Source organism: Paraburkholderia sp. SUR17 (genome assembly GCF_029536165.1).
GTDB lineage: Bacteria > Pseudomonadota > Gammaproteobacteria > Burkholderiales > Burkholderiaceae > Paraburkholderia > Paraburkholderia kururiensis.
Genome location: NZ_CP120508.1, coordinates 1,020,242 through 1,031,708, shown reverse-complemented (window position 1 = coordinate 1,031,708; position 11,467 = coordinate 1,020,242). Strand labels below are relative to the sequence as shown.

Genomic DNA, 11,467 nt, shown 5'->3' with positions numbered 1-11,467 from the left:
TCGAGGGGTGGCCCGCCGTTAAGCGGATGCGTGAGCGGGTGCGTGCGTCAGGCTTCTTGAGTCGTATGGCGCAGGCGCATTGCCGCGGCCATCGTCGCACCGCGCCGTGAAAATGGCAACGCGGCGGCGCGTTGTCGCGCGCCGCCGCCTGCCTCGTTGTGCCTGCTTGTGCCTGCTTGTGCCTGCTTGTGCCTGCTTGTGCCTGCTTGTGCCTCGTTGTGTCGGGCTTGCCGCGCGAAGCGCCCGCCGCTTCAGCCGCGCTGCGCAGCGTCCAGCGCGAGATTGAGCTTGAGCACGTTCACGCGCGGCTCGCCGAAGAGACCGAACTGGCGGCCTGCGGTATAGCGGTCCACGAGCGCCTGCACGTCGTTCGCGTTCAGGTGGCGCGCCTTCGCCACGCGTTCCACCTGATACGCGGCGGCGGCCGGCGAGATCTCGGGGTCGAGGCCGCTCGCCGACGACGTCACGAGATCCACGGGCACGGGCTTCGACATATCAGTGCCCGCCGCCTTGAGCGCGTCGAGCCGCCCCTTGATTTCGTCGGCGAGCGCCGGGTTGGTCGGCCCCAGATTCGAGCCCGACGAGCCCTGCGCGTTATACGGCATGGGCGTCGTAGCCGAGAGCCGCCCCCAGAAGTACTGCGGCGCGTCGAACTGCTGGCCGATCAATTCCGAGCCCACCGGCTTGCCGTTCACTTCGATCAGGCTGCCGTTGGTCTCGTGCGGAAACACGGCCTGGCCGAACGCGGTCATCACGGCGGGATACGCGAGCCCCGTGAGCGCCGTGAGCACCGCAAAGATCACAGCGAGCGGGCGAAGCAGACGAAATAGCGATTTCATGATGGTCGATCCTTCGATGTCCGGCATGTTTCACACCCACCCGAACGCGGTGAGCGCCATGTCGATGAGCTTGATGAACGGGAACGGCAGCAACAGGCCGCCCAGACCATAGACCAGCAGATTGCGGCGCAGGATGGCGGCCGCGCCGAGCGGCCGGTACTTCACACCCTTCAGCGCGAGCGGAATGAGCGCGACGATGATGAGCGCGTTGAAGATCACCGCGGACATGATCGCCGACGACGGCGAGCTCAGATGCATCACGTCGAGCACGCGCAACTGCGGGTAGGTCGTGGCGAACGCCGCGGGAATGATGGCGAAGTACTTCGCCACGTCGTTCGCAATGGAGAACGTGGTGAGCGAGCCGCGCGTCATCAGCATCTGCTTGCCGATCTCCACGATCTCGATGAGCTTGGTCGGGTTCGAATCGAGGTCGACCATGTTGCCCGCTTCCTTCGCGGCCTGCGTGCCCGTGTTCATCGCCACCGCGACGTCGGCCTGGGCGAGCGCGGGCGCGTCGTTGGTGCCGTCGCCCGTCATCGCCACAAGGCGGCCTTCGGCCTGGTGCGAGCGGATCATCTTGAGCTTCGCTTCGGGCGTGGCTTCGGCGAGGAAGTCGTCCACGCCCGCTTCCGCCGCAATGGCCGCCGCCGTGAGGCGGTTGTCGCCCGTGATCATCACGGTCTTGATACCCATCTTGCGCAGCTCGGCGAAGCGCTCCTTGATGCCGCCCTTCACGATGTCCTTGAGTTCGATCACGCCGAGCACGCGCGTGCCGTTCGCGCTTTTTTCCGCGACGACGAGCGGCGTGCTGCCGCGGCGGGCCACCTCGGTCACCGCGTGATTCACCTCGGCCGGATAGTGGCCGCCGTTCGCTTCGACGTACTGCTTCACGGCGTCGGACGCTCCCTTGCGAATCTCGCGCGGTGGCGTGCCGGGAGCCGTGGGTGCGAGGTCCACGCCGCTCATGCGCGTCTGCGCGCTGAACGCGAGGAACACTGCGTTGAGCGCGGCCATGTCGCGCTGGCGGATGTTGAAGCGCTGCTTCGCGAGCACGACGATGCTGCGGCCCTCCGGCGTTTCGTCTGCGAGCGACGAAAGCTGCGCCGCGTCCGCGAGCGCTTCTTCGGTCACGCCCGGCGCAGGCAGAAAGGTCGACGCCTGGCGGTTGCCGAGGGTGATCGTGCCGGTCTTGTCTAGCAGCAGCACGTCCACGTCGCCCGCGGCTTCCACGGCGCGGCCCGATGTGGCGATCACGTTGGCCTGCATCATGCGGCTCATGCCCGCCACGCCGATAGCCGAGAGCAGCCCGCCGATGGTGGTCGGAATCAGGCACACCAGCAACGCGACGAGCGCCGTGATCGTCACGACGTGGCCGGCCTTCACGGCCGCGACCGAGAACATCGAGAACGGCAGCAGCGTGGCCGTGGCAAGCAGTAGCACGATGGTCAGCGCGACGAGCAGGATGGTGAGCGCGACTTCGTTCGGCGTCTTCTGGCGCTTCGCACCTTCCACCATCGCGATCATGCGGTCCAGAAAGGCTTCGCCGGGGTTCACCGAAACGCGCACGACGATCCAGTCCGAAAGCACGCGCGTGCCGCCCGTCACCGACGAAAAGTCGCCGCCCGACTCGCGGATCACCGGCGCGGATTCACCCGTAATCGCGGACTCGTCCACCGAGGCGACGCCTTCGATCACTTCGCCGTCCGCGGGAATCACGTCGCCTGCTTCGACGAGCACGACGTCGCCCTTGCGCAGGTCCGTGGCCGTGGTGATGCGCACGGGCGCCTTCGGATGCGGCTCGTTGAGCTTCTTGGCCATCACATCTTTCTTCGCCTGACGCAGCGAAGCGGCCTGCGCCTTCGAGCGGCCCTCGGCGAGCGCCTCCGCGAAGTTGGCGAAGAGCACCGTGAACCACAGCCACAGTGCGACGGCGAGAATGAAGCCCGCGGGCGCCTCGGCCTGGCCGCCCAGCGCGGCGATCCAGAGGATCGTGGTGAGCACGCTGCCCACGTAGACGCAGAACATCACCGGATTGCGCAGCTGCGTGCGCGGATCGAGCTTCCTGAACGACTCCACGATGGCCGGACGCACGAGCGCCGGATCGAACATGGAACGGGTTGCGGAATGTTGATTCATGGTTCTTGAGTTCCCGAATGCGTGTCAGTGGCCCGCCACCATCATCAGATGCTCGACGCCGGGGCCGAGCGCGAGCGCCGGCACGTACGTGAGCGCACCCACCAGCGCCACGGTGCCGAGCAGCAGCACGACGAAGAGCGCGCCATGCGTGGGCAGCGTGCCGGCCGTCACGCCGATACGCTTCTTTTCCGCGAGCGACCCCGCAATGGCGAGCACCGGCACGATGGTGCCGAAGCGGCCGAACCACATCGCAATGCCGAGCAGCGTGTTGTAGAACGGCGTGTTCACGGAAAGGCCCGCGAACGCGCTGCCGTTGTTGTTCGCCGCGGAGCTGAACGCGTAGAGAATTTCGGAGAAGCCATGCGGGCCCGGGTTGGCGATACCCGCGGTGCCGGCACTCGTGAGCACCGCGATCGAGGTGCCGACCAGCACGAGCAGCGGCGTGAGCAGCACGACGATGGAGACCATCTTCATCTCGTACGACTCGATCTTCTTGCCGACGTATTCCGGCGTGCGGCCGATCATGAGCCCCGCCACGAACACGGCGAGCAGCGCGAACACGAGCATGCCGTAGAGGCCCGAACCCACGCCGCCGAAGATCACCTCGCCCAACTGGATCAGCAGCAGCGGAACGAGGCCGCCCAACGGCGTGAGCGAGTCGTGCATCGTGTTCACGGCGCCGCACGACGCAGCGGTGGTGGCCACCGTGAAGATGCCGGACTGCGCGATGCCGAAGCGCGTTTCTTTGCCTTCCATGTTGCCGCCCGATTGCAGCGCGCTCGCCTGCTGATCGACGTTGAGCGACGCGTAAAGCGGATTGCCCGCCTGCTCGGCGCTGATTTCGCCCCACACGCCGATGGCGAATGCAATCGTCATCGCGGCGAGCACGGCCACGCCCTGGCGGCGATCCAGCACCATCTGGCCGAACGTCAAGCACAGCGCCGCGGGCAGCAGGAGAATCGCGATCACTTCCACGAAGTTGGCGAACGGCGTGGGGTTCTCATACGGATGCGCCGAGTTGGCGTTGAAGAAGCCGCCGCCGTTCGTGCCGAGCATCTTGATCGCGACCTGTGAGGCGACCGGACCCATGGCGAGCGTCTGTGACGTGATCTTCGTGTCGACCGTCACAGGGTTGCCCTTCGCGTCCTTCACCGGATTGCCCGCCGCGTCGAGCTTCGGCGCCGCGTACGTCGTGGTCTGAAGTACGGGCACGTCTTCATACGCGCGGAAGTTCTGGATCATCCCCTGGCTCATCAACAGCGCAGCGATGAGCGCCGACATCGGCACGAGCACGTAGAGCGTGACGCGCGTCACGTCCACCCAGAAGTTGCCGATGGTCTTCACGGTGTGACGCGCGAAGCCGCGAATCAACGCGATCACCACGACGATGCCGGTCGCCGCCGAGAGGAAGTTCTGCACGGTGAAGCCGAGCATCTGCGTGAGGTAGCTCACGGTCTGCTCCGGCGAGTAGTCCTGCCAGTTCGTGTTCGTGACGAAACTCACGGCCGTGTTGAACGCGCCGTCCACGGTCATGGGACCGAAGCCCTGCGGATTGCCGGGCAGCCAGCCTTGCACACGCAGCAGCAAATAGAGGAACAGCGCGCCCAGCAGGTTGAACGCGATGGTTGCCACCGCGTATTGCTTCCAGCCCATCTCGGCCTGAGCATCGACGCCGGCCGCGCGGAACAGGAACCGTTCGAGCGGCGCGAACACGCGCACGACGCGCGATGTGCCGTCCATCACCTTCGTCAGATAACGCGAAACGGGCACGGCGAGCAGCAGCAGAACGACGAGATAGACGAGCGGTTGCTGAATGTTGTCGAGGTTCATTCCAGATCCTCCGCGCGCAGCAGCGCATGGATGAGATAGGCGAACAGCAACAGCGTGGCCGCTCCGGAGAGCCAAAGCATCCAGGTCATGACCGTGCCCCCTGGCCGCGCCGGTATTGCGTGAGCTTCTGGCAACCGGCAATCAGGGCGTAGGTCAGCGCGGCGAAAGCCACGATTCCCCCGACATACAGCGCATCCATGTTTGTGTTCTCCGATGATGGATTACGGATGGATGCAACGTTAGTCGGTTGGATGTAAAGGGCGGGTTAAAGGTGGGGGGCGCGGGTGTAAAAAGCGCGTAAACGTGGGGGGCGCGGGGTGCGCGGCGCTCGTCGGGCGGGCGGAACGCGAAAAAAAGGCGGCACGTCTGCCGCCCTTTACGGGAAAGGAAAGCTTGCGCCGCTCAGGGCATCAGCACCGTGGAGCCCGTCGTCTTGCGCGCTTCGAGGTCCTCATGCGCGCGGGCGACCTCGGCAAGCGCATAACGCTGGTTGATGCTCGTCTTCACCTTGCCCGAGGCGAGCACGTCGAACAGTTCGGCCGACATTGCTTCGTAGTCCGCGCGTTTGGCCATGTACGTGAAGAGTGTGGGACGCGTGAAGAAGAGTGAGCCACGGCCCGCGAATTCGGACGAGTCGATGGGCGGCAGCGGCCCCGACGCGTTGCCGAAGCTCACGAAGAGGCCAAGCGGCGCAAGGCAGTCGAGCGAGCCGGTGAAGGTGTCGCGGCCAATCGAGTCGTAGACCACGGGCACGCCCGCGCCGTTGGTGATCTCGCGCACGCGCTTCGTGAAGTTCTCGCGCGTGTAGACAATCGGGTAGTCGCAGCCGTGCGCCTTCGCGATGGCGGCCTTGTCGTCCGAACCCACGGTGCCGATCACGGTGGCGCCCAGCGCCTTGGCCCACTGGCACACCAGCAGGCCCACGCCGCCCGCGGCGGCCTGGATCAGGATCGTGTCGCCGGGCTTCACCCTGTATGTGCGGCGCAGCAGGTACTGCGCCGTGAGGCCCTGCAGCATCACCGAGGCCGCCTGTTCGTACGAGAGCGCGTCCGGCAGCTTTACCACTTGCGCCGCGCCCAGCACGCGTTCTTCGGCATAGGCCCCGGGCGGGCGCGCGACATAGGCCACGCGGTCGCCTACGGCGAGACTCGTCACGCCAGGCCCCACGGCCGCGACCTCGCCCGCCGCTTCCATGCCGAGCCCACCGGGCAATGGCAGCGGATAGAGCCCGCTGCGGAAGTACACGTCGATGTAGTTGAGCCCGACCGCGTGCTGACGGATGCGGATCTCGCCCTCGCCGGGGGCGCCCACGGGCACGTCGACCCACTTCATCACCTCCGGGCCGCCCGTGCGTTCGAATCGGATTGCCTTGCTCATCTCGTTCTGTCTCCTGTTCAGTCGTTATTCGAAGCCGCATTCGAAGCCGCATTCGAAGCGGGAAGGCGGATTGGCCTCATCCGCCATCCGCTGCCGTCACTCGCCTTCCTGGGCGAGTCGCAGCGCCAGCACGTCGAGAATCATGCGCGCGGTCGAGATGTTGGTCGCGCACGGCACGTTGTGCACGTCGCAGGCGCGCACGAGCGCGTTGATGTCCGGTTCGTGCGGCTGCGGCGTCATGGGGTCGCGCAGGAAGATCACCATGTCCACCCTGCCCTCGGCCAGCTGCGCGCCGATCTGCAGGTCGCCGCCGTGCGGGCCCGAGAGCATGCGCTCCACTTCGAGCCCGTGCGCAGTCGCGATGCGCGAACCCGTGGTGCCCGTGGCGATGAGGTGGCAGCGGCGCAGCGTGTCGGCATACTCGCCGACCAGCTTCACGATGTCGTCTTTCTTGTGGTCGTGCGCAATAAGTGCGACGCGTGTGGACATGAGGTGGGTCTCCCTTTGGTTGATCTGGTCGAATGTGATGGATGAGGTGGGCGGGTCGGGTCGTGGCGAGCGGGCGGCGGCCGTCAGAAGGTGCTCGTCAAAAGTGCCCGTCAAAAGGTACCCGGATAAGCCCCGCCGTCGATCAACAGATTTTGCCCCGTGATGTAGCCCGCGTGCACGCTGCAGAGGAAAGCGCAGGCGCGGCCGAACTCGTCGGGCTGACCGAAGCGGCCCGCCGGAATCGACGCCATGCGGTGCTGGCGGGCTTCGTCGATCGAAACATTGGCGGCCTTCGCCTGCGCCGCCATCGTGCTGACGATGCGGTCGGTATCGAAGAGGCCCGGCAGCAGGTTGTTGATCGTCACCCCGTGCGGGGCGACCTTGCGCGCCACGCCCGCCACGAAGCCCGTCAGGCCCGAGCGGGCGCCGTTGGAGAGCCCCAGCACGTCGATGGGCGCTTTCACCGACGAACTCGTAATGTTCACGATGCGGCCGAACCCGCGCTCGATCATGGCGTCCACGGTGGCGCGAATCAGCTCGATCGGCGTGAGCATGTTGGCTTCGAGCGCGCGGATCCAGTCGTCGTGGCCGAACTGGCGGAAGTCGCCCGGCGGCGGGCCGCCCGCGTTGTTGACGAGGATGTCCGGGCGCGGGCACGCGGCGAGCGCCGCCGCGCGGCCTTCGGGCGTGGTGATGTCGCAGGCCACCGCGTTCACCTCGACACCGGTCTTCGCGCGAATCTGGGCCGCCGTGGCGTCGAGCGTCTCCTGCGTGCGCGCGACGATGGTGAGATTCACGCCTTCGGCGGCCAGCGCTTCTGCGCAGCCGCGCCCGAGTCCCTTGCTCGCCGCGCAGACGAGCGCGGTGCGTCCTGCGATGCCCATGTCCATCGGTATGTATCCTCTTTGGTGTGCTTGCCGGCTGGCCGCTTCGCCTGCGGGGTGCGGCGGCGGGGTGCCGTGGGTGGGTGCCGAGTAGCCGATTCTAGAAGAATCGGCGCGGCGCCGTTGGCCGCGGCATCCGTCCATATCGCCACCGCACGCTTTGTCGGTAAACTTGCAGCCGTGGCGCGCCTGCCGGACCCTTGCCGGACCGCGGCGCGTCTTTTCACCGAGCTGCGGTCAGGGCGCTGAGCCCGCCCTGCCGGCCCGGCCGATTTCCTCTTGCCGCCTTGTGCCTTCGTCATGAAACAGGACAGCCGCTTTCCGAACCTTTTTATCCTCGATCACCCGTTGATCCAGCACAAGCTCACGCACATGCGCGACAAGGACACGTCCACCCGCACGTTCCGCGAACTGCTGCGCGAAATCACGCTGCTGATGGGCTACGAGATCACGCGCAATCTGCCCGTCACCACGCGGCGCGTGCAAACGCCGCTCGTCGAGATCGACGCGCCGGTGATCGCGGGCAAGAAGCTCGCCATCGTGCCGGTGCTGCGCGCGGGCGTCGGGATGTCGGACGGGCTGCTGGAGCTGATTCCGTCGGCGCGGGTGGGCCATATCGGCGTCTATCGCGACGACGCGCACCGCCCCGTCGAATACCTCGTGCGGCTACCCGACCTGGAAGACCGCATCTTCATCCTGTGCGATCCGATGGTCGCCACGGGCTACTCGGCGGTGCACGCCGTGGACGTACTCAAGCGCCGCAACGTGGCCGGCGAGAACATTCTGTTCCTCGCGCTCGTCGCGGCGCCCGAGGGCGTCGAGGTGTTCCAGAAAGCGCATCCGGACGTGAAGCTGTACGTGGCGTCGCTCGACTCGCATTTGAACGAGCATGCCTACATCGTGCCGGGTCTCGGCGACGCGGGTGATCGGCTGTTCGGTACGAAGAACTGAAAGAGCGACGGCCCCGACGTTCGCGTGCGCCGGGGTCGCCGCAGGGTGCAGCGGCCCTCCCGGGTCCGCGAACTATCCCGCCCGCGTTGCCCTGATCGGGCGGACCACCCCCGCCATTCAAGGCCCACACTCCCGCCATCCGGCCGCTCTTCTGTCCTTCCCGCGTCCGCTCAGGCCACCGGACGGCGGCTGTCGGGCCGCCCCGGCGTGGTAAAATCGATGTTCGCTTCAGCGGGTTGGTGGGCGGCCAAGAACGCATTAACGGCGGCAAACTAACGGCGGCAAACTAACGGCGGGCAGACGGGTCGCCTGACCGGTCGGCTTCTTTCCCGCCGGGCGGCGCGTAACAACACGACGGACACGAAGGCCATGCGGCCACGCCGCCGCACGACGGCGCGATCACGCGAACGCACGAACAGACATCGAGGCGCGCAAGGCCAGTGCCCCACGGCCGCCCGCCGCGCCCGAAATCGCAACGACGCAACGACAATTGCACAATGCGCGCGCCTTGCCGGCGAGCGCCACGGAGAAAGGTATGGCGGGTCATTCGAAATGGGCCAACATCAAGCATAAAAAGGCAGCAGCGGACGCCAAGCGCGGCAAGGTCTGGACGCGGCTCATCAAGGAAATCCAGGTGGCGGCGCGCCTCGGCGGCGGTGACATCGACACCAACCCGCGCCTGCGGCTCGCCGTGGACAAGGCGACCGACGCCAACATGCCCAAGGACAACATCAACCGCGCGATCCAGCGCGGCGTGGGCGGCGTGGACGGCGCCACCTACGAGGAAATCCGCTACGAGGGCTACGGCATCGGCGGCGCGGCGATCATCGTGGACACGATGACCGACAACCGCACGCGTACCGTGGCCGAAGTGCGGCACGCGTTCTCGAAGTTCGGCGGCAACATGGGCACGGACGGCTCGGTGTCGTTCATGTTCGATCACGTCGGCCAGTTCCTGTTCGCGCCGGGCACGCCCGAAGACAAGCTCATGGACGCCGCGCTCGAAGCGGGCGCCGACGACGTCGTGACCAACGACGACGGCAGCGTCGAAGTGATCTGCCCGCCCAACGACTTCCCGAAGGTGAAGTCCGCGCTCGAAGCCGCGGGCTTCAAGGCGGAGGACGCCGAGGTGACCATGAAGCCTCAGACGGAAGTCGAATTCACCGGCGAAGACGCGGTGAAGATGCAGAAGCTGCTCGACGCGCTCGAGAATCTCGACGACGTGCAGCAGGTGTACACCAACGCGGTGATCGACGAGGCGTAAGGGCCACGACGCGCCACGGGCCACGCGCAAGGACAAGGCATAAAGGCGCGGCAATCTCGCCTGCGACGTATGCCATGTCCGCCCCGCGTGCCTGTGTTATGCGCCGTCGTTCGCCGCGCGCCTTTCGTGTCACAGGCCTGACGTTCGCCCCGTGCGAACCTTGCGGATATCACGGTTGATGCGCTGGCATCGGCCGTCACGGTTTTTCAGTCTTCGGGGATTCAAATGAAGTTACTCGTCGTCGGTTCTGGCGGCCGCGAACATGCCCTCGCATGGAAGCTTGCGCAATCGCCGCGCGTGCAGCTCGTCTACGTCGCGCCCGGCAATGGCGGCACCGCGCAGGACGCGCGGCTCGCCAACGTCGACATCACGGCGCCGGACGCGCTGGCCGATTTCGTCGAGAAAGAGCAGGTCGCCTTCACCGTGGTGGGGCCGGAAGCGCCGCTCGCCGCGGGCATCGTCAATCTGTTTCGCTCGCGCGGCCTGAAAGTGTTCGGCCCCACGAAGGAAGCCGCCCAGCTGGAAAGCTCGAAGGACTTCGCCAAGGCGTTCATGAAGCGCCACGCCATTCCCACGGCCGAACACGAGACCTTCTCGGATGCCGCCGCCGCTCACGCGTACATCGACGCCAAAGGCGCGCCCATCGTCATCAAGGCAGACGGGCTCGCCGCGGGCAAGGGCGTCGTGGTGGCCATGAGCGCCGACGAAGCGCATGCCGCCATCGACATGATGCTCGCCGACAACAAGCTGGGCGACGCGGGCGCGCGAGTCGTGATCGAAGAATTCCTCGCGGGCGAGGAAGCCAGCTTCATCGTGATGGTGGACGGCAAGCACGTACTGCCGCTCGCCTCCAGCCAGGACCACAAGCGCCTGCTCGACAACGACGAAGGCCCGAACACGGGCGGTATGGGCGCCTACTCGCCCGCGCCCATCGTCACGCCGCAACTGCACGCGCGCGTGATGCGCGAGATCATCCTGCCCACCGTGCGGGGCATGGAAAAGGAAGGCATCCGCTACACGGGCTTCCTCTACGCGGGCCTCATGATCGACGCGCAGGGCAACCCGAAGACGCTCGAATTCAACTGCCGCATGGGCGACCCGGAAACGCAGCCCATCATGGCGCGTCTCAAGGGCGACTTCTCGAAGGTGGTGGAGCACGCCATCGCCGGCACGCTCGATACCGTCGAACTCGAGTGGGACCGCCGCACGGCGCTCGGCGTGGTGCTCGCGGCGCACAACTATCCGGACACGCCGCGCAAGGGCGATCGCATCAACGGCATTCCGGCCGAGACGGAAAATTCCGTCACGTTCCATGCGGGCACGTCGATCGTCGACGGCAAGCTGGTCACTTCGGGCGGCCGCGTGCTGTGCGTGGTGGGACTCGCGGACTCGGTGCGCAGCGCGCAGTCGGTCGCCTACGAGACGATCAACCAGATCTCGTTCGACGGCATGCAGTACCGCCGCGACATCGGGTATCGCGCGGTAAATCGCAAGCACGGGTGAGGCGGCACAGGCGGGCGGAGAGCGCGGGCACGGGCGATGTGACCCGCCGCTGCGTAAGCTGCCGCCTGTGGCCTGACGGCGAGCCACGTGCGGCCGAAACGTCGCGGCATCCCGCGTGAGCACGCTGCGAGGTCACGCGGCATCGCACGGTATGGCGCGGCATCGCCCGACATTGCAGAACATCGCGGAACATT

At 66.6% G+C, this 11,467-nt stretch carries 11 protein-coding genes; 3 read left to right on the top strand and 8 right to left on the bottom strand.

Going from position 1 to position 11,467, the window contains the following annotated elements:
- Positions 1-251 precede the first annotated feature (251 nt).
- The 8 genes from kdpC to P2869_RS04590 all read right to left on the bottom strand — a co-directional run bounded on the left by kdpC (position 252) and on the right by P2869_RS04590 (position 7,561).
- Positions 252-839 (bottom strand): potassium-transporting ATPase subunit KdpC, encoded by a 588-nt coding sequence (gene kdpC / locus P2869_RS04625; protein WP_026121351.1) that lies wholly within the window; start codon positions 837-839, stop codon positions 252-254.
- Positions 840-869: 30 nt separating this feature from the next.
- Positions 870-2,975 carry a potassium-transporting ATPase subunit KdpB gene (gene kdpB, locus P2869_RS04620; protein ID WP_277597601.1) on the bottom strand — a complete coding sequence of 702 codons (2,106 nt, stop codon included), beginning with the start codon at positions 2,973-2,975 and terminating at the stop codon, positions 870-872.
- A 24-nt stretch (positions 2,976-2,999) separates the two neighbouring features.
- The gene (kdpA, locus tag P2869_RS04615; RefSeq protein ID WP_277597600.1) at positions 3,000-4,805 is read right to left on the bottom strand and encodes a potassium-transporting ATPase subunit KdpA; all 1,806 of its coding nucleotides are present in this window, start codon (positions 4,803-4,805) and stop codon (positions 3,000-3,002) included.
- Positions 4,802-4,894, bottom strand: coding sequence for a potassium-transporting ATPase subunit F (locus tag P2869_RS04610; protein WP_017774370.1), 93 nt, complete (start codon positions 4,892-4,894; stop codon positions 4,802-4,804). Before P2869_RS04610 ends, kdpA begins: the two co-directional genes overlap by 4 nt.
- Complete coding sequence (locus P2869_RS04605) at positions 4,891-5,004, bottom strand: potassium ABC transporter ATPase (protein ID WP_081601790.1); 114 nt, start codon at positions 5,002-5,004, stop codon at positions 4,891-4,893. Before P2869_RS04605 ends, P2869_RS04610 begins: the two co-directional genes overlap by 4 nt.
- A 203-nt stretch (positions 5,005-5,207) precedes the next feature.
- On the bottom strand, positions 5,208-6,182 hold the full coding sequence (locus P2869_RS04600) for a quinone oxidoreductase (protein WP_277597599.1): 975 nt from the start codon (positions 6,180-6,182) through the stop codon (positions 5,208-5,210).
- A gap of 96 nt (positions 6,183-6,278) precedes the next feature.
- Entirely contained in the window at positions 6,279-6,671 is a 393-nt protein-coding gene (locus P2869_RS04595; protein ID WP_126878492.1) for a methylglyoxal synthase, read from the bottom strand.
- 110 nt (positions 6,672-6,781) lie between these two features.
- Complete coding sequence (locus P2869_RS04590) at positions 6,782-7,561, bottom strand: SDR family oxidoreductase (protein WP_017774367.1); 780 nt, start codon at positions 7,559-7,561, stop codon at positions 6,782-6,784.
- 294 nt (positions 7,562-7,855) lie between these two features.
- Between P2869_RS04590 and upp the strand changes: the two genes are divergently transcribed.
- The 3 genes from upp to purD all read left to right on the top strand — a co-directional run bounded on the left by upp (position 7,856) and on the right by purD (position 11,273).
- On the top strand, positions 7,856-8,506 hold the full coding sequence (gene upp / locus P2869_RS04585) for a uracil phosphoribosyltransferase (protein ID WP_126878490.1): 651 nt from the start codon (positions 7,856-7,858) through the stop codon (positions 8,504-8,506).
- A gap of 535 nt (positions 8,507-9,041) precedes the next feature.
- Positions 9,042-9,770: a YebC/PmpR family DNA-binding transcriptional regulator gene (locus P2869_RS04580; protein ID WP_017774365.1), complete on the top strand. Its 729-nt coding sequence runs from the start codon at positions 9,042-9,044 to the stop codon at positions 9,768-9,770.
- Positions 9,771-9,995: 225 nt separating this feature from the next.
- Positions 9,996-11,273 carry a phosphoribosylamine--glycine ligase gene (purD, locus tag P2869_RS04575; protein WP_277597598.1) on the top strand — a complete coding sequence of 426 codons (1,278 nt, stop codon included), beginning with the start codon at positions 9,996-9,998 and terminating at the stop codon, positions 11,271-11,273.
- The last annotated feature ends 194 nt before the right edge of the window (positions 11,274-11,467 follow it).